16 protein-coding genes are annotated in these 19016 nt (G+C 39.9%); 3 read left to right on the plus strand and 13 right to left on the minus strand.

Annotated elements, in window-relative coordinates:
• Positions 1–31: 31 nt before the first annotated feature.
• The 9 genes from treR to FF105_RS02750 form a co-directional block, all read right to left on the minus strand.
• Positions 32–733, minus strand: a complete 702-nt coding sequence (gene treR, locus FF105_RS02710) for a trehalose operon repressor (protein ID WP_010291410.1) — start codon at positions 731–733, stop codon at positions 32–34.
• A gap of 230 nt (positions 734–963) precedes the next feature.
• Positions 964–3300, minus strand: a complete 2337-nt coding sequence (locus FF105_RS02715; RefSeq protein ID WP_290046330.1) for a Xaa-Pro dipeptidyl-peptidase — start codon at positions 3298–3300, stop codon at positions 964–966.
• A 116-nt stretch (positions 3301–3416) separates the two neighbouring features.
• Positions 3417–5189, minus strand: a complete 1773-nt coding sequence (locus FF105_RS02720; RefSeq protein ID WP_010291412.1) for an oleate hydratase — start codon at positions 5187–5189, stop codon at positions 3417–3419.
• Positions 5190–5340: 151 nt separating this feature from the next.
• Positions 5341–7875, minus strand: a complete 2535-nt coding sequence (locus FF105_RS02725; protein ID WP_010291414.1) for a M1 family metallopeptidase — start codon at positions 7873–7875, stop codon at positions 5341–5343.
• Between the two features lie 85 nt (positions 7876–7960).
• Positions 7961–8905: a phosphoglycerate dehydrogenase gene (locus FF105_RS02730; RefSeq protein ID WP_010291415.1), complete on the minus strand. Its 945-nt coding sequence runs from the start codon at positions 8903–8905 to the stop codon at positions 7961–7963.
• 2 nt (positions 8906–8907) lie between these two features.
• Positions 8908–9870, minus strand: a complete 963-nt coding sequence (locus tag FF105_RS02735; protein ID WP_010291418.1) for a sugar kinase — start codon at positions 9868–9870, stop codon at positions 8908–8910.
• A 25-nt stretch (positions 9871–9895) separates the two neighbouring features.
• Positions 9896–11173 carry a hypothetical protein gene (locus FF105_RS02740; RefSeq protein ID WP_010291420.1) on the minus strand — a complete coding sequence of 426 codons (1278 nt, stop codon included), beginning with the start codon at positions 11171–11173 and terminating at the stop codon, positions 9896–9898.
• A gap of 8 nt (positions 11174–11181) precedes the next feature.
• Positions 11182–11925: a sugar phosphate isomerase/epimerase family protein gene (locus tag FF105_RS02745; protein ID WP_010291422.1), complete on the minus strand. Its 744-nt coding sequence runs from the start codon at positions 11923–11925 to the stop codon at positions 11182–11184.
• 10 nt (positions 11926–11935) lie between these two features.
• Positions 11936–12193, minus strand: a complete 258-nt coding sequence (locus FF105_RS02750; protein ID WP_010291424.1) for a hypothetical protein — start codon at positions 12191–12193, stop codon at positions 11936–11938.
• Positions 12194–12303: 110 nt separating this feature from the next.
• On the opposite strand from FF105_RS02750, the gene FF105_RS02755 reads away from it, so the two are divergent.
• Both FF105_RS02755 and FF105_RS02760 read left to right on the plus strand, forming a co-directional pair.
• On the plus strand, positions 12304–13290 hold the full coding sequence (locus FF105_RS02755) for a LacI family DNA-binding transcriptional regulator (protein ID WP_290046331.1): 987 nt from the start codon (positions 12304–12306) through the stop codon (positions 13288–13290).
• A 165-nt stretch (positions 13291–13455) separates the two neighbouring features.
• Positions 13456–15576: a cation:proton antiporter gene (locus tag FF105_RS02760; RefSeq protein WP_010291426.1), complete on the plus strand. Its 2121-nt coding sequence runs from the start codon at positions 13456–13458 to the stop codon at positions 15574–15576.
• A 27-nt stretch (positions 15577–15603) separates the two neighbouring features.
• Here the strand turns inward: FF105_RS02760 and FF105_RS02765 are convergent, their stop codons facing one another.
• The 4 genes from FF105_RS02765 to FF105_RS02780 are packed head-to-tail and all read right to left on the minus strand — an operon-like array spanning position 15604 to position 18464.
• Entirely contained in the window at positions 15604–16197 is a 594-nt protein-coding gene (locus FF105_RS02765) for a DUF1054 family protein (protein WP_010291427.1), read from the minus strand.
• Positions 16181–17041, minus strand: a complete 861-nt coding sequence (locus tag FF105_RS02770; protein WP_010291429.1) for a YihY/virulence factor BrkB family protein — start codon at positions 17039–17041, stop codon at positions 16181–16183. The genes FF105_RS02765 and FF105_RS02770 overlap by 17 nt, the downstream gene beginning before the upstream one ends.
• Before the next feature lie 43 nt (positions 17042–17084).
• Positions 17085–17774, minus strand: coding sequence for a VIT1/CCC1 transporter family protein (locus FF105_RS02775; RefSeq protein WP_010291431.1), 690 nt, complete (start codon positions 17772–17774; stop codon positions 17085–17087).
• Positions 17775–17786: 12 nt separating this feature from the next.
• Positions 17787–18464, minus strand: coding sequence for a VIT1/CCC1 transporter family protein (locus FF105_RS02780; RefSeq protein ID WP_010291432.1), 678 nt, complete (start codon positions 18462–18464; stop codon positions 17787–17789).
• 130 nt (positions 18465–18594) lie between these two features.
• Between FF105_RS02780 and FF105_RS02785 the strand changes: the two genes are divergently transcribed.
• The gene (locus FF105_RS02785) at positions 18595–18999 is read left to right on the plus strand and encodes a Fur family transcriptional regulator (protein WP_010291435.1); all 405 of its coding nucleotides are present in this window, start codon (positions 18595–18597) and stop codon (positions 18997–18999) included.
• Positions 19000–19016: the final 17 nt, after the last annotated feature.

The raw sequence follows: 19016 nt of genomic DNA on the forward strand, positions 1-19016 counted from the left end.
TTTTTCTCCTCAATACAATTAACAACAACACTCAATGTCGCCTTGAAAATTCAACGCTTTTAAATCGATCGGCTCGGTGTCTAGACTCAGTGAAAGAGATAATTCGACCATCATTCAAAAATGTCTCTGATCTAATCACAACAATTGGAATGGACTCAGCTAATCCCATTAATTGCCTGTCTGTAGCATTGGCAGGTTCAACCGTAATGGTTTTCTTAGCATAACTAATCACCAATCCCAATTGCTGTTCAAACAATTCAAATAATGACACTGATTGCGATAACTTTTTGATTTCAGGCACAACATCTTTTAAAACGTAATCGTGATCAATAATCACCGGTTCGTTGTCCAAATATCGAATTCGGACAACAGCAGTTGCCGGCACAGGCGTGTCGTCACCATACTCAAATACCGATGGTACCTCACTATCTGTAATCGTCAACAACTGTGTTCGTTCATTTAATTTCAGACGCGCAGCCAACTCACGATAACTTTCAACGTGTGAAATCGGAAATGAATAGCGATTTTGATTAATGACGAACGTGCCTCGTCCTTTAATTCGCATAACATATCCTTCATCAACTAGCATTGCCACAGCTTTTCGTGACGTCTCACGAGCGACGTGGTAACGATTCATTAACGCAAAATCACTCGGCAACATCGCATTATTTGGATATTTACCATCGTTAATTTCTTTCAGTAGTTCATCGTGGATGATTTGATATTTATTCATTTTTAATCTCCTTCACTGATGTCTACAACAACAATATACCATCTGTTGAAAGCGTTTACAACGCTGTTTTAAAGGTTTTTTAGAGATTGTATAGACAAGTAGCCTAGTGTTAGTATCTGATAACCTTTTGACGACTAGACAGGATATTTATTCATTTTGGTCGTTCAGTTATGCACAAATAAAAAAGTGCAAAAAAAAAGCAACTGATAATTGCTTCCCGCTTCACGTCATCATTTGTTAACAATTGGTAAATCAATTTGACTATTGGCTAAATCTATCGTGTAAACAATATCCTGATTACCGCGGACAGTCATCTCAAAATCAGTCGCATACAAAACAACACCAAGTTGGTGCCCTGAACGCATTTGATAGTGAGTTGGCTGTAAAGTCAATGAGACATTGACAAACTCGTCTGCTTGCAAATCATCAGTTTGCCACGCATTGGTTCGATTTTGCAAATTAATGTGACCCAATGTTACCATTTTCTGATTCGCCTTGGTCATTTCAAAAGCCATCAAACGCGTTGGGCTAAAGTTTCGTCCGCGATCAACTGTGGCTTCCTGTGGTGTTGGTGAAACTTTCAGGTATTGATCAGTCCCATAATCCACAATCATAGCGCTCAATAAACCAATATTTTTTGAGGATTTGACCCGCAAATTTAGCGTGATTTCACCATCAATCGTCTGAGCGGTTGATAATGCTTCTGTCTTAAAAATCTGTGCTGTTTCTGCTATTTTTCCTGAAATAATTGCTTGACGCCAAGCATTGAAATGCTTGCCATAATGGTTGAATTGGTCCTCAGGTAGCCAATCCCTGAAGCTTACTTCACCAGCTGATTGTGAGCTACGCGACAATTTTTTATCCGCGAAATGATAACTGACTTTTTCACCAATTCCCCAATCTTCTAAGGCATGCCAAGCTTCTGGATTGGTGTTATCTTGCCATGTCACTGTTGGCAAGGCAGTCGTGGCGTCCACATGCAATCCTAATAGTTTTTCGGAAAACCAAAGATTAATTTGATCAGAAAAATCAAGGGAACGGTTATTATTGATGTTAATATGTTCTCCTTGATGCAAATATATCTTTTTAACATGATTATTTTGTTTTAAGGCAGACCAAAGTTGGTAAACTTGACGTGGTTTAACATTCCAATCATTCAAACCATGGACCATCAGCATATCGATTTTGATATTTTGTATATGGTTCAGGTAATTACGCGAATCCCAATAGCGGTCATAATTGCCGTTATCACGTGCCATCAGATGTGCAGTTTCTGATTGAAAAGCTTGCCACTGAGAGCGTGTTCGCCACCAATCTGCCGGATCTTTCATTCTTGTGTAGACCAATTCAGCCAACACGTCCATATCTTCTCCCGGAAAACCACCCGGTGCCACCACTAAGCCATTATCACGGTAATATTGATACCAATTCGAAATAGCAGCTTCAGACACAACTGTTTCTAACCCTTTAACGCCAGTTGTTGCAACAGCAGTTGCTAATGTGCCCAAATACGAACGCCCCGTCATCGCAATTTTGTGACTCGACCAGTCAGCCGTAATTGCCATGTTATCGTATCGATTCGTAAAAGCCACGCGATTACCAGCAAGCCATTCGACAACATTTTTCATTGATTCGACTTGCTCTGGCGACCCCGTATCTTGCATGCCATCAGCGTGCCGCGTGCCGACACCTGCAGAATAAGCAATCGCAAAACCACGCGACAAAAAGTACTGATTAAGATCAACTGGCAAACCAGCTTCAGCTGTAAATGAAACTTCCGTTTCAGTTGCGTGACCTGCAACTTCTCGCGGTTTAGCAGTCGACGCCGATAATCCTTGATACGTCACGTCATTTTTATCAACTTGAGTTGGTTCTTTCCGCTGCAAAGGCACATTGACCGAATGAATTTTAGCATCATTTTCTTTGACATTCAGTCCCTGATAATATGGAGAAGCAGTGAACAAAACGGGCAATGGTGTCTCACTTTTTGGACGAACAATGTCGACTTGTACTAAATCAAGCTGTCCATCATTATCAGTGTCAACACTCGTTTCTACCCAGACAGACTCGCGAATCAAATCATTTGTATCAAACGTTGGTAATGACTTGCCATTAAAAATGAGACGTTGATTGTTTTGTGGTAAATAACCTTGGCTAACTAATGCATCAATCAACAATAATCCAGTGCTATTATGAGTATTTAGCAACGTATACCAAGCATGGGGGATATTATCAACCGCAACAATCGGCAAGCCCAGTTGTTGAAATGTCGCCACACCGTCTAAGTTATTATTGGCCAATTCATCATTAAAACCTAGTAGTTGTGCCCCAATACGATAAAAAATTGCTTGATCTAATGCTAATTTTTGTTGGAAAAAACTATAAATATCTTGTTCGGTCGTTGCCAAATGCAACCGCAACCAATCATTTTGAGATGACATAGAGTGAAAGCTAGGCAAAGCCTGTCGTAACAGCGTTTCAAAGTTGGCACTGCTAAATCCTAATGCTTTTAATTCTTGTAATTCAGTCGCCAAGTCTACCTTAATTCGCCCGTATTGATTAATCATATTTTTTTCCTTTAATTGTTATTATTATCTCATTATACGACAAAAGCACCCGCCTGACGACGCGTGCTTTTATGACGACATAATTTAATGATGAGAAGCTACTGTTTCAATCATGCTCACATCAAGTGTGCTTCAACAAGCAACTCTTCTAACCATGTCCCTTTAATTTTTTTCATACCAACTTTTTGAATTAACTTAGGAATTGGCAAATCCATATCCGTAATAGCTTTTTTGTCGTTCATATAATACATGGCGCGTAATAATTCACGAATATCATAAATTGAATTAAACACTTCCGGCACACCGCGTTCAACATCTAGCAGACTATACACGGCTTCCATTGCTGTACGGACTGAGTATTCAGTCGTAAACACTGTATCGCGTGATGGCGACTCCGCAAAGTTACCAATGAATGCCAAATTAACCGACCCGTCAGGAACGACTTTTGGTCGATCGCCCATTACACGTGGCATGAAGTAACTTGTGATAAACGGCATGTAAACCGGCACAGTATTAATCGACTCTTGCTTGGATAATTGCTGAATTTTACTTTCTGGCACGCCAAGATGATAAAGTAATTCTTGCGTAATTTCTTCGCCGGAGCAATCAACAATCGTCTTTTTTACATAATTGCCAGGCACATCAGAATACAAGCCATAAATCCAGACAGTTGTTTCATTTGGCTTTTGTGTTTTGAAATGTGGCTGACGATGTACAGCAAAACTCATTAACCAATTAGAATCTGTAATTGTAATAATGCCGCCAGTATTGATTTTACCATCATGCAAATCACGTTTCGTCAAACGTTCAATATAGGGATCAATTTCTGTATTTTCAATTGTGGCGGTCGCTGACACAAACCAACTTTTTGCAGGTAAATCTTGGTAAAAGACCGATGGATGACCAAATTCATCAGATTGTGCCGCCAAATTTTCCCATAATTGCCATGATCCACCCGGCTCATTGGTTACTGGTGCTGGTTCAAAGTGGCTGCCATAAGTTGTACTTTCGGTGATAGATCCGTTGGTTACAAACACCAAATCATTGGCAGTTAATGGTCTTGTTTCGTGTTGCCCGCTAACGGTTAATTCTATTGATTTAGCCACCTTTTGACCATTATCAAAATCCACAATAATGTTATCGACCGTGGTATCAAATTGTACATCAACACCATGATCCTCTAAGTAATGAATCAAGGGCAAAACCATCGAGTCATATTGATTGTATTTATTGAATTTCAAAGCTGAAAAATCTGGTAATCCATCAATATGGTGAATAAATCGCATGGCATAGCGACGCATTTCAACAGCAGAATGCCATTTTTCAAAGGCGAACATTGTTGCCCAGTAAGTCCAAAAATTGCTTTCAAAGAAAGCATCTGAGAAGTAATCTTCAATCGTTTGGGTACCCAGCTTGGCTTCTGGTGTCATAATCAGTTTGATAATTTCTTGTGATGATTTACCCAAAGTATAGTCACCGTCATCTGGCACACGATTACCGCGATCGTAAATCAATCGGCAATTTGAAGAATTGGGATCATCTTTGTCTAACCAATAATATTCATCAAGATATGAAGCACCCGGAATTTCAAGTGATGGAATTGATCGATACAAATCCCATAAGCACTCAAAATGATTTTCCATTTCACGACCACCACGCGTTACGAAACCCACATTTGGGCGTGCTATGCCATCTAATGAACCGCCAGCTAACGGTAGTTCTTCTAAAATATGAATTGCCTCACCTTTCATTTGACCATCTCTAATCAAAAATACCGCAGCCGACAACCCAGCCAACCCAGAACCGACAATATAAGCTGACTTTTGATCGACCCCCTTTGGCTTTCGTGGTGTGGCAAATGCCTCATAATTACCATTACTATAATACATGCTGATCTCCTTTCAAATTGGAAACGCTTTCAATACACTTATATTTTATCGCTAATCGTATCACAATTGCAATTTTTTGGCGTTGAATACTTGGTTAAAAAAACCTTGATAGTTCTGCAAACTATCAAGGTCACTCAGGTATAAATATTTTTTATTGTGTCACTTCAGCAATTGCTGCGTTGACAGCATCTTTCTCAGCGGCAACAAGCGCTACACGACTTGTAATCACACTTGTATCCATTTTAATTTCACGCGTCAATCCCGGCGTATCTAATTTTGGTTCAAAGAAATCTTTAAATTCATCAAGGCGAGTTTGTGTCTTGAAAACATTTGCAATGACGGTGATATAGGTCGTAAATTCCATATCGCCACCCACTGTATCTTCTAGCCATTGCCACTCTTCACGTACCCAATCCCAAGCGGCTTGTTGTCCATCTTCGTTAGCCAAAAGCCCATAGAACCAACCACGTAAATCTTGTGGCTTAATTGTGTCAGCATCTTCAAATTTGCCAACTAGTTTTTCAATCAGCGCCTTATCAGTTGTGCTAGTGATAGCCGCACGCAAATCAGACTGATAGCTTGCATCAGAAGTAGCGTGATACTCAGCCAGTAACTGATTAAACAAATCAGCAGACCCAAACTGTTTCATTTCATTTGCCAAAATGAAGACACGTGTACCAGCAGAGAGACTTGCTAAATCATTTACATGGGTCATAAATATATCATGTGCCGCTGCAATTGCGGCTGGATTTTCAGCATACAAAGCTGCACTGATAATATATGGACGAGACAGTTGATCGTCATTTGACTCACCATCAGTATCTTGCCAGCCTAAACGTGCTAATTGATCTTGACTCAGTTGGTCATACAACCCCTTCAAAGCCTTTTCCTCATCAGAATGAGCGGTCACGAACTTTTTCAAATTCACTGCAACACGATAAAGTGCCGCTGTCACAACAGCTGAATGGCTATTGGCAAAACGACCTAGTAATGGCACTAATTGTGCATAAGAAATTTGTCGCCCTTCAGCTAATAATCTCAAATCTTGTAAAATTTGTAATTGTGAAATCGCATCTAGCTGATCTGATTGACTTAAAATATCTTGTAACAATGTCTCATCATATTTAACAATAAAATGAGAATTATTACCAACGTTCAAACGGAAGGGTGTACCAAACTGTTCTCTTAATGCTCCATAATTACCAATCGTCACTGACTGATCTTTGAAAATAGCGGGTACGGCATCGTAATTACTGTTCAATGGAATGTCCCATTGACGGCCAACCTCTTTGCCATCGCCAATAAAGAACTGTTGTTGTGAAAGTGTCAATTGCCCATCAACCACAGCAGCAGTAACAACCGGATAACCAGGCTGTTCCAACCAAGAAGTCATGATAGCACTCACATCAATGCCAGAGGCTTGCCCCAATGCAGCCCATAAGTCAGCTCCAGTAGCATTGCCAAATTGATGCGCAGCAAAATAAGCTTTCAAGCCAGAACGAAGCGCCTCATCCCCAATCAACGCACGCACCATGACGAGCATGCGCGCACCTTTAGCATAAACAATTGCCCCGTCAAACAGCGCATCAATTTCTGCAGGATGTTCAACTTGAACATGGACTGATTGCACGCCATCAGTCGCATCTCGTTGTAAAGCAGCTGGTGCATCAGCTGTTTGGAAACTTTCCCAAATGTGCCAATCAGGCTCTAAAGCATCGATGGCGACATACTCCATCATATTGGCAAAACTTTCATTTAGCCACAAATCATCCCACCACTTCATCGTCACCAAATCACCAAACCATTGGTGCGCCAACTCATGAGCAATCACAGTTGCTACTACCTGCTTGGTATCTAGCGCTGTGTTGTCGGGATCAAGCAATAAGTATGCCTCACGATAGGTTACTAAGCCCCAGTTTTCCATTGCACCCGCTGAAAAATCAGGCAACGCAAGCTGCCATGAATGTGGCAATGGATAAGGCGTTTGATAAAAGTCTTCATAAAACTCGATTGAGCGCTTCGCAATATCTAGTGCAAAATCAAGTTCCTTAGCCTGATGTGCTTTGGTTGCGAACACACCAATTTGAACACCGCTCGTCGTTTTGGTTTCTTTCTTTTGCAAGTCACCAAAAGCAAAGGCAACTAAATACGTTGACATACGCACTGTGGTATCAAAATAGTGTACACCATTTGCTTCACGCACTTCAGGCATATTCGCCAAGATAGTTTCGCCTGGTTGTTCATCAAACTTAATGGCTAAATCAAAGGTTGCTTTGGCTTCTGGTTCATCAATACTTGGAAAAGCCTGTCTGGCAAAATTGGTTTCAAATTGCGTGCCAATAATCTGCTTTTTCTCACCATCAACTTCATAATATGAAGGATAAATGCCCATCATCGTATCAGTCAAAACTGTTGTATAAGTAATGGTAACCTTTGTTTCACCTGACTTAGGTAATTCAATCCGAATAGCGTCTGCGTCACGATCTACCATAAACGTCACGTCTTGCTCGTCCGCTTGGACCGCACTAATCATCAAATCCTTTTGATGAATCGCAATCGTTTCCGATTTAGCAGTTCCAGTGATTGTGGTTTTACCACTGATTCGCTTCGATTCTCGATCAATATCCAAATAGATTTCATAATGTTTTGGTTGGAATGTATTATAAAATCGTGTCAATTCAGCCATAATATCTCCTATCAATTGTTAGAATAATTCCATTATACGCTTTTAAAATAAAAAACGTCCCACAAGCGGGACGTCAAAACAATGGTTATACCTCTAGATGGTTAACAGCTGCTTCTGGTTGTTCGCCTTTAAGCACCCGAACAATATCATTGGTAGCATCAACTGCCATACGTGCTTTTGTTTCAATTGTATTGGAAGCAATGTGTGGTGTCAGCAAAACATTTTCTAAGCTAACCAATGGATTGGTTACTGGCAAAGGCTCTTCTTCAAAGACATCTAATGCTGCACCAGCAATTTCATTATTTTTAAGTGCTGCAACAAGATCTGATTCGACGATAATGACGCCACGTGCCATGTTAATCAAGTACGCGTCATTTTTCATCATTTTGAACTCGGCTGCGCCAATTGAATGCTCTGTTTCTGGCAAAGCTGGTAGATGCACCATCACATAATCTGCTGTCTTGAAAATAGTATCACGATCAACAATTGATACGCTATCAGTTGATTTAGCAAATGGATCATAAGCAATAACTTTAACATCAAAGCCGCTTAACTTTTTTGCAACTTGTTGACCAATTCGACCAAAGCCTAAAATACCAACCGTCTTGCCTTCAATATCGCGGCCAGGATGTGACTTACGATAATTCCAATTATCATCGTGAATGGCTTTAGCATCTTGATAGAGGTTTTTACTGATAGCTAACAGCTCTGACACGGCTGTCTCAGCTACTGAACCTGACAGAGCTTTTGGCGTGTTGACCACATAAATGCCCCGCTTTGTAGCAGCATCAACGTCAACAGCGTCATAACCAACCCCATTACGCGCAATCACTTTTAAGTTTGGCATGGCATCCATAATGTCACCATCAAATGGTTGCGTACCAATCAAGACAGCACTTGCGTTAGCGCCTTCGATTTTCATCGTTTCACGGGCACGTCCAGTGCCAACAACCACTTCAAATCCAGCGTCAGTTAGTATTTTTTTACCTACTGCAGGAATATCATCTGGTAAATAAATTTGTTCTGTCATGTTTATGCCTCTTTCTGTTCTTTGGCTAAATAACTTGCCAATTGTTCTGGGGTTGGGTAGCCGTCATTGTCACCTGTTGTTTGAACTTGCAATGCACCAACGGCGTTACCACGTTCCACTGCTTGTGCCATTGTCAAACCTTCAATCAAGCCAGTAATGAGTCCCAATGCAAACCCATCGCCAGCGCCAACTGTATCCACTACTTTTTCAACTTTGAATCCCTGAACTGTGTAACTATCTCCCGCTTTATTTTTGACGTATGCGCCTTCAGGACCAAGTTTAACAACAACCGTTTGCGTGCGTTCACTATTTGCCAAATAGAAATCAGCAATTTTTTCTGGATCACGCGAGCCCATTAAAATTTCACCTTCGTTAATGCCTGGTAAAACAATTTCGCCATACTTTGCCAAATCGTTAATCGTTGTAATCATTTTTTCTTGTGATTCCCACAAAGCAGGTCTTAAATTAGGGTCAAATGTTGTCCGAATACCACGTTGAATTAATTGTTCGGCAAAGTAACGAAATGCTTCTCGCGCTTGATCAGAAATAGCAGGAAAAATGCCTGATAAATGTGCAATTTTAACACCATCAAAATCAATGTGATCAATGTTTGATTTGTCAAAGTGAGCAGCAGCAGAATTACGTCTAAAGTTAAAGGTTGAAGGATCACCTTTATCAACTAACTCTTTCAATTGGAAGGCAGTCCAGTTATGGTCATCTGTTGAAATATAATGATTACCTACATGATACTTGGCAATTTCTTTTACTGCAAATTGTCCCAACGGATCAGCACCCACTTGAGAAATATATTCAGTTGAATGTCCCAGACGCGTCGCACCAATCATCACGTTTAACTCAGCGCCACCCAAAAACTTATAATAGTTAATGCTATCAACTAACCCAGCATTCAAGTCAGTTGATGTAAAGGTTACAATTGGTTCACCTAATGTCAAAATTTCACTCATTATTTTACTCCTTAAACTGTTGTTTTTAGTGACCGAAGAAAGCAAATACTAGCAGTTCATTGACAATTGAAACTGCCCACATAACCGGAATGCCCATCTTCAAAAATTCTTTAGTTTCTAACTTTGAATATGTCAATGCCCATGTGTTCCATGATTGTGTTAAATCAATTGAAACCGCCATGATGCTTGCTGTATATAGCAATGGCAATAAGAAAATTGGTTGGAATGTGCCCGTAGCGGCCAAAACCGCAGCAGTTGCGGCACCGGCACCCCAAACATGCAAAGGCCCACGGAATAATGCCAATGGTGCTAGAATACCAACTGCAATCGCCAACACAAGTGGACTACTTGGCAAGATAACTTCGATGATACTTTTAAAGTGAGGCACATTCATTGTGGCAGCACCCGCAAACATCACCAGCGCCATCAAAAAGATAATCAGTCCTGAAATATCATTAATGGCTTGGGAAACAGTTTTGTTAATAAATTCAACCAGTCCTTTATAAGATTTCATCTGACCCGTCAAAAGCAACGCAATAATGGTTGCCAATAACAACGCAGGAATTGCATCCCAGTGGAAAAACATATTTAATGCAACTGGTAAGACTGGCACAATGAAAGTAATTGGATGAGTTTTTTTAAAATCAGCTTGATTATTGGCGGCAATCGTCTCAATTTTGCCATTTTTAATACTTTTACTATTAATCAAAATGAAGATGATCACACCAATCAATTGAACACTCATCGCTGCTAAACCAAATATCAGATACTTACCCGAGAAACTAACAGATGGGAAGAAAGCCTTAATTTGATTAAATAACACCACGTTAATGTACATTGGCGCACCGATTGCCATGGTAAATGCTGGTATAGCGACCTTTTTGGGAACGCCGATTGATAGCAAAATTGGAATTAAAATAACACCAATTGCGATTACTGATCCAACACCATAAGCAGATGAGAAAATCAACGCCGTGACCAATACCACCAAAATAGCAGCTAATATCGGTGCTTTTCGACCAACTTTTTCTGTCTGAGCCGAAATTGACCCGGCAATGCCTGAATCAACCAACACTCGCCCAAACCAAGAACCAAAAACAATATATATAATCGTTGGACCATAATTTAACGCTGGTGTTGCAATAACGTCTTGAATGACTTTATTGAATGGCACCAAACCAATAACTGACCAAAGTAATGCCATCACGAAGAAGCCAATCACAAGATTGCCACCCTTCACAATGTAATAAATGAACCCGACAAATGTCAGTAACAATAGGATACTAATAATAATGTTAGTCATGATTTGCCTCAGTTATACGCTTCTAGTGCCTGCACACCATCAATAATGACTTGCTCGCTAGCAGTCGGATACTCAACTGCGACTGGTACGTCTTGTGGCAAAATCGTCAAGATTGCTTGCCAATTGATATCCCCGTCATTTAAAGGCACTGTCACAAGATTATCCCCACTACCCTTATCATCTTTCACATGAATGTAGCGAACGTAAGGTGCAAGTGCTTTCGCTGCGACAACTTCATCTTCGCCGACATAACGCCAATTACCCATATCATAGACATAGCCTATGTCGAGCTTAGCTGCTTTGGCAGCAGTCATGAATGCCTTAATGGCATCAATTTTACCTGATACCTGTGTTTGGTCATTTTCAATATTGGTTTCAATACCACGGTCTAAGAAAGCATTGAGTTGTTGAATATCTTCAGGCAACAATGTATCAAAATCACCTGTATTAAATTTGATCACGCTAACGCCAAGTTGCGTAGCCTCATCATAATATTGTTCCAATTTTGGATTGATACGATGATTAACAAAGACTTCATCCGGCACCGAATAAAATAAACGTAATTGATGTGCTTTTGCGTAATCAGCAATAGCTGGCGTTTCAGCGGCAATGTCATCAAAATATTCACGACGTAATTCGGCTGACTGAACGCCCAATGCGACCACTTTTTTTAACATGTCTAATTGCTGCATGCCGTTGTCATGATCTTTAGCAAACACCAGATGGTTCAAGACGATTTGAGATTTTTTCATGATTAACTCCTTAATACTGGTTTAAATCTTTTACATGTTCTAATAATTCGTCAAATCCTAAATCAGACAAATTATTAGTATCGTTTTTATCAAAATTTTCACTTTCAATCCTATTGAATTTTTCAACAAGGAAGTACGCCGATAAGTAGGCAGCCAATTCTTTTTTGGCCATACTCTCTAATTCCTTTGCATTAAAATCGAAGTTGAACGATTCAATGAATCTCAAGGCAAATTTTTCTGGATCAATGTGCATTTGTTCTGTAGCCATCTTAGTGTCCTTTTTAGTTTATCGTTTTCGGAAACCGGTTTACAAAATATATTGTAAACGCTTTCAAACATTTGTCAACCCCTAATTTCAATTTGTCGTATAATGTTTTCATGGATAAAAAAGTCACAATTAATGATATTGCCACCCAAGCAGGGGTATCAAAAACCACCATTTCGCGTTATTTGAATGGTAAATTTGATAATATGTCGAGTAATACAAAAGCGCGTATCGAGGAAACAATTGATAAACTCGATTATCGGCCTAATCGTCAAGCGCAAGCCTTAAAAACGCATCACTCTTTTTTAATTGGCGTTTCAGTCGCTGATATTTCTAATATGTACACATCACGTTTGCTCAAAGGCATTGGCGAATATTTTCAAAAAACACATTATCAAGTCTTGATTATGGACGCCGATAATAGTGTTGCGCAAGAATTAAGTAACCTTGAAAAAATGATGACTGAACAAGTCGATGGCATCATTTTGCAACCACTTGTTCATCAACCTGAACATTATCAGTTGCTTGTCGCCGAAAACACACCAGTAGTCCAAGTAGATCGTTACACTGAGCCCTTCGCTTGGCCTGCTGTCGTGTCTGATAATTTTCAAAAATCAGTCGAATTAGCTAAAATTTTCAAAACAAAATCCTACGATGCTATTCTTGTTTTGGCCAACCACATCAATGGCGTATCTAGCCGAATGAATCGCTATAACGGTTTAGAAGCTGGCTTAACTGGTAGTGGTATCACCGTCAAACTAATTGAAATTGATGGCAGCGATTGGCAATCATTATTACATGCGGAAATCAAACAGCACCAACATCCAGCCATTTTTGCACTCAATGGGCAAGTGCTTTGGTCTGCCGTGCGTTTTGCCAAGGAACGCTCACTCAATATTCCTGAAGATGTCGGTTTAATTGGCTATGATGACGACCAATTTGCCGATATGATCACGCCGGCAATTTCATCAGTGTCACAAAATCCCCAAGAAATTGGCCGTGTCGCAGCAGAGCAATTATTATCAAGTGTTAACGGTCAAGCCACACCACCAAAAAATACTCGTATCCCATCCGAAATTCAAATGCGTGACTCTCTTTAATTTGTCAATCAGAATGACTTTACCATGAATTGTCAGATAACAGCCTATATTGGTAAATACGGCGAAAATAATCGACTAGTGTTAAAATTGAATCATGTGGTTTTAAGCATTGCACGCCACATACATTAATTTCATGATTACTAACAACCATTAATGAGGATTCAAATGGAAACACTCTATACCCTTTCGCTACTGCTCATTGGCGTTATTGCCACTAATATTATTAAAGACTTCATTCCAAAAATACCTGAAGCATTCATTCTAATCATTGTTGGTGTTGCTATGTCATTTACACCAATTTTTAACAATTTTGAATTAGAACCCGAATTTTTTATGTTAATGATTATTGCTCCGATTATGTTTATTGACGGTCAAAAACAATCATTTTCCAAAATTAAAAAGCGATTTGGTGGTATTTGGACGCTGTCGGTCGTTCTGGCCGTAGTAACGGCTTTAGTGGTTGGTATGATTACCAATCACGTTGAAGTAGCTTGGACACTGCCACTAGCCATTACATTAGCTGCCATCGTGACCCCTACTGACGCTGTTGCCGTCAAATCGCTAACTGCTGGTACCGACATGCCTGAGGGCGTCGGTGAAGCATTAGAATTGGAATCACTTTTTAACGACGCCACAGGCTTAGTCATGTTAGATTTATCCTTGTCCGTCCTCTCAAAAGGCACTTTTTCGGTGCTTAACGGTCTGGAACACTTCTTTTTTGTCGCTTTTGGCGGGGTTGTCATTGGCACTATTTCTGGGCTTCTAATTGTGGCATTGCGTGTCAATTTGCAACAACGCGCCTCCAATCCTGAAACGACCATCATCCCCATCAGCTTATTAACACCGTTTGCTGTCTATTTATTAGCTGAACACTTAGGCACATCTGGTATTTTAGCGGTCGTGGCCACTGGTATGGTCCACAACTGGGAATCAAGTCGTTTGCGACTAACTTCAACAAGTGTTCAGCTGACTTCAAGAACTATTTGGGGCACCATTGCTGATGTTTTAAACGATATTGTCTTTCTAATTTTAGGTATTTCCTTACCAACTGTTTGGTCAGCCATGACTAAGATTGGGGTGTCTGGTACACTCCAACTAGCTGCGCTAAGTCTCTTAATTTATGTCGTTATGCTTGTATTACGATACTTTTGGGCTTTACGTGACGATGATCGTAACAATCGTTCACGTCGTCATCGTCAGACACTTCCTTCATTCTTTGGTGATCGTAATGATCAAAATCATCGTTTTTATGCCCAAATTTTTGCTATCAGCGGTGTTCATGGTACTGTGACGCTAGCGATGGCTTTCTCATTACCTTATCAAATTGGCGGTCATGCCTTTCCGTATCGTGAAGAGCTCATCATTGTTGCCACCATCGTCATTTTACTCAGCATGCTGATCAGTGCAATTGTATTACCACTTAGTTTGCCAAAAAAAGTAGAAGCTTATTCCGATAGTGATTTAATTCATATCCGTGATAAGATGGTCGATTATGCCTCACTCAAAATTTTAGATACTGTCACCGACCATAACACACGTGAAGTGCTATCAGCACAACTACAATCACAAAAAAATAAACTGTTTATGATGGATGACAGGAAACGTCAATCATCTGAATTTATTGATTTAATTGCTGACACGCAGGATTTTATGATAGCTTATGTGCATGGTGATTATGCCTCTGCAACATATAGCTTGACTACCATCAACGCTTATACAAAAATACTGACTTATTCATTTAATAATGGTCAAAAAACAATGGGACATTTTAGTCATCATTTGAAGCATACTTTGAAGCGCTTTATGAGACAATCTGCTTGGCACTTAGCTAATGGTGCAATTACCAAAGCGCAACGTGACCGAATACGAAAAACAAAGCTTGCTAGTGACCCCAAATTTGCCGAAAGCGTTGAAAAATGGACTAATACAAGAAAAGAAATGTTGCGCTTAAATGAGGATGTGATCACTGCCACAGACAAACATTTAGATGATTTGTTAAGAGAACGCCTCGATAATAAACAAAGCGACAACGACTATATCTACATGACTCGCGAAACAATGAATCGCTTCTTCAGTGCCATTAAACGTGATTACCGCCAACAAACAACACAAGTTGACAACAGCTTATACATCCAAGCATTTCAATTTGAATATGATTTTGTGCAACAGGGTGTCACAGATGGCTTTATTCCAACGTCAATGGCGAGTGTCTTATACACTGAAATTAACCAAGCACAAACTTTACAGCTGCAAGAAAACAATCAGTTTGACGCCATTGGTGGCTAAAAAAAGAACTTCAGTGAAGTTCTTTTTTTAAACGAGTTGTTCATAAATTAGTTTTAATGTTCTTAGAGCATCGCTTAATGCCACCACTAGGCTTTCAGTGCCCACGCGTTGATCACCTCTTGGTATCACAACGCCAATCAACACCTCACTGTGTTTGACATCTTGATACCGTTTAACTAAGTGTGAATAGTCTGACAGGGGCACTGTTTCATTGACCATGTGGTCAGGACTAAGCCGATAACTGGCTGGTAAAGATAAAACCATATCAGTCACTGCTGTCATTTTATTGACAATGTCAGCAGTTTGTTTTGGCTTCATATTTTCTTCAATCGCCAAATAAAAATAAATATGATCAGCCCACATACCCAGCTCAAAGTGCGGCAACATTTTATACCCGCGTCGATTGGGTGCAAAAGCCACCCATGTATTATCCGGCGCATAGGTAGTTCGCCGCAAATGTTTTGCGACATGTGCATACCATTCTTGTCCATTTTCTTGCAAAATTGGTAAAGCTATGTCAGCAAATTCAACAAATTTTGGATCAATAATAGCCTTAATTTTAGCCATTCGCCCTGCTAACGTTTCATCATTAAAAATATCAAAATCACTGTCTTGAAACAAGATCTTTCCCCCATTTTATCTCAGCTATCCACTTTATAATTACATATCCCAATACTAAAATTGTTGCAATCAAATTTAACCAAATCAACAGTACAATCATAGAACTCACAGATTGATAGAAGTCATATTTCCCAATCGCAATCTTAGCATAGATGGTAAACCCTTTGTTCAAAGCATTTAGCATCAATAATTCTATGAAACTGCCAATCACGACAAATCGCAGAGGCGCTCTAGCATCTTTAGTGGGTAACAAAAAGTTCATCATGGTTAAAGCTAACCACATCCCCAACCAAATAAACCAACGTGTTTGGTGTTGCAAAAAGCTGGTCCATTGCGTATGCGGCAAGTGCTGCATAGCAATCGTTAGAACATTACTCCCAATCATCAATAAAGCGAACGCTGCAATAATCACAAGTAACCATAGAAATGAAAACAAACGTGTCAACATGTTATTAAAACGTTCATCAACATCAGCAATGGCATTGAAAGACTTACGGAATACAGCAATCACGCGAGAAATTGACCAAATGGTGAAGATAACAGTAAACGACAGTAATGAGGCACTTTTTGACGCCAAAACTGACTGCATAATTGGAATCACAATATTTTCAATATTTTTTGGTAGCATATTGCGCATGGCAGTCAATAAATCTGCTGTACTAAAGCTTGTAAAGGACACGATCATCGCTGCGCCCATCAATATTGGAAACACTGTTAACAAAGCATAATAAGCAAAAGTCGGACCAACGTAACCGATTTGTGATCGCGAAAAAAGCTCGCCTAAGGTGGATAATTTAAAACGCGCATCGATCACACGCCATGTTTGCTTAATTTTGTTATTCATGGTCCCATTATCTCAAATATCAAGCCCCATGAGCAAGTCTATCTCAAAACAATTTTCCAATACCAAAGTGAATGGCGACTGTTACAAGACCAATAATAATGTTTCGGATAACGGCACGCTTAACAAGACCGTTAGAAATTTTGGCACTCAAAAATCCAGTTAACGCGACAGCCACAACAGTCGCAACAATGGTAGCAACAAATTGATAGCGTCCTGTGACCAATATTAAGGCAGCTAATGGAAAAACGCCCCCAATCGCAGCACTAAATAGTGACGACCATGCTGCTGACCAAGGATTCATATAATGTCCCAACGTCAAATCGTATTTAACACTCAAAACTGTTTCGAGTGGTTTTTTAACTAATAGTTCATCTGCAATCGCTAGCGCTGTATTTTGAGATACCCCACGCTCAACATAAAAATCTGCCACGCTCCTTCGCTGTCCTTCAAAATCATCATGTAATAACTTTTTTTCACGTGCGACGACGACTTTTTCACTATCAGATTGCGAACTTACTGACGCATATTCCCCTGAAGCCATCGACAAAGCACACGCTAACAAATCTGCTAAACCAGCAATAAATATCGCAAAATGATTAGTCGTGGCGGCTGCAACCGAAAACAAGACACCAACAACAGTTAAAATGCCATCATTTGCCCCAAGAACACCTGCTCGAATCGCGTTTAGTCGCTCATCCATTGTCATACTTTTATTATTTCTTTGCTTTGACATTGTGTCCCCCTTTTATCGAAATAAACTACCAATGGCAAATGTCACAACCATCGTAAATATACCTGCTAACACATTTCGGATAGCAGCATGTTTTTTATCAGCACCATTCAAATGTGCAGCGACATAGCCTGTCAGTGCTAAGGCAATAGCAACGGCGAAAAAAGTCAACCATTCACGACTGCTTTTAGGTGACAAATACATTGCTAACATCGGCAAAATAGACCCAACTGGAAAACTAATTAACGAAGCTAATGCCGCATCTTTGGCACTCAATTCATTGTCTAATGAGAAACCAAATCGTTCACGAACTGTGGTTACAAGTGGTTCCTTAGTCATCATTTCACGAGTTGCTTGCATTGCAAGCTGCTCAGAAATACCATTATCTTCATATTTCTTTTGAACAAAGTTGAACTCACCTTCAAAATTTTGTTCCAACGCTAATGATTGTTCTCGTCGCACTTTTTCTTGTGCATCATGTTGTGAACTCACGGACACATATTCTCCCATTGCCATGGAAACCGTTCCGGCTAAAGTACCGGCAAAACCTGCTAAAAGAATTGTTCCAGTATGACTGGTGGCGCCAGCAACACCCAATATAATTCCTGATACTGACAAGATGCCATCATTGGCGCCCATCACTGCAGCACGAATGACATTGTTACGTTGCATCAAACTCTGCTTTTCCGACATTTTATTCCCCCCTCGATTTTAGAATCATTCTAATATAATAACATCATAACGCTCTTTTTATCACAATTCAAGTTTCTTGGTAGAATATTTTAGACGTGATATAATGAGGTCATATTAAATGGAGATGCTGATGCCTGATCAAAAATTGCGCAACATGTTGCAAGAACGTGGACTAAAAGCAACGTCTCAGCGTATGATTATTTTAGATTATCTGATGTCTCACAAAACCCATCCGACAGCTGAAATGATCCACGCTGACTTGCAATCAATTAGTTTAGCCACCGTTTATAATACGCTCGAAAAATTAATAGAAACTGGTTTAGTCGTTGTTATCGACGTGAACGATGATAAACGCCACTTTGATTATTATGGCAAACCACACTATCACATCATAAACCAAGAAACACACGAGATTATTGATGCTAATAATTTTGACGTGCAGCCATTAATTGACGCGGCTCGTAAGGCAAGCGGTCTCAATATTTCTGGTTATCACATTGAGTTATATGGTATTGACCCTAAAGATGCAAAATAAAAACACAACTGTTATGA

Origin of the sequence: Leuconostoc sp. UCMA20149 (assembly GCF_030400235.1) — a bacterium.
In the GTDB taxonomy this organism is placed as follows: domain Bacteria; phylum Bacillota; class Bacilli; order Lactobacillales; family Lactobacillaceae; genus Leuconostoc; species Leuconostoc pseudomesenteroides.

Excerpts from the sequence above, each read along its gene's own strand:
- treR (WP_010291410.1), bottom strand. The coding sequence starts at position 733 with ATGAATAAATATCAAATCATCCACGATGAACTACTGAAAGAAATTAAC.
- FF105_RS02715 (WP_290046330.1), bottom strand. The coding sequence starts at position 3,300 with ATGATTAATCAATACGGGCGAATTAAGGTAGACTTGGCGACTGAATTA.
- FF105_RS02720 (WP_010291412.1), bottom strand. The coding sequence starts at position 5,189 with ATGTATTATAGTAATGGTAATTATGAGGCATTTGCCACACCACGAAAG.
- FF105_RS02725 (WP_010291414.1), bottom strand. The coding sequence starts at position 7,875 with ATGGCTGAATTGACACGATTTTATAATACATTCCAACCAAAACATTAT.
- FF105_RS02730 (WP_010291415.1), bottom strand. The coding sequence starts at position 8,905 with ATGACAGAACAAATTTATTTACCAGATGATATTCCTGCAGTAGGTAAA.
- FF105_RS02735 (WP_010291418.1), bottom strand. The coding sequence starts at position 9,870 with ATGAGTGAAATTTTGACATTAGGTGAACCAATTGTAACCTTTACATCA.
- FF105_RS02740 (WP_010291420.1), bottom strand. The coding sequence starts at position 11,173 with ATGACTAACATTATTATTAGTATCCTATTGTTACTGACATTTGTCGGG.
- FF105_RS02745 (WP_010291422.1), bottom strand. The coding sequence starts at position 11,925 with ATGAAAAAATCTCAAATCGTCTTGAACCATCTGGTGTTTGCTAAAGAT.
- FF105_RS02750 (WP_010291424.1), bottom strand. The coding sequence starts at position 12,193 with ATGGCTACAGAACAAATGCACATTGATCCAGAAAAATTTGCCTTGAGA.
- FF105_RS02755 (WP_290046331.1), top strand. The coding sequence starts at position 12,304 with ATGGATAAAAAAGTCACAATTAATGATATTGCCACCCAAGCAGGGGTA.
- FF105_RS02760 (WP_010291426.1), top strand. The coding sequence starts at position 13,456 with ATGGAAACACTCTATACCCTTTCGCTACTGCTCATTGGCGTTATTGCC.
- FF105_RS02770 (WP_010291429.1), bottom strand. The coding sequence starts at position 17,041 with ATGAATAACAAAATTAAGCAAACATGGCGTGTGATCGATGCGCGTTTT.
- FF105_RS02775 (WP_010291431.1), bottom strand. The coding sequence starts at position 17,774 with ATGTCAAAGCAAAGAAATAATAAAAGTATGACAATGGATGAGCGACTA.
- FF105_RS02780 (WP_010291432.1), bottom strand. The coding sequence starts at position 18,464 with ATGTCGGAAAAGCAGAGTTTGATGCAACGTAACAATGTCATTCGTGCT.
- FF105_RS02785 (WP_010291435.1), top strand. The coding sequence starts at position 18,595 with ATGCCTGATCAAAAATTGCGCAACATGTTGCAAGAACGTGGACTAAAA.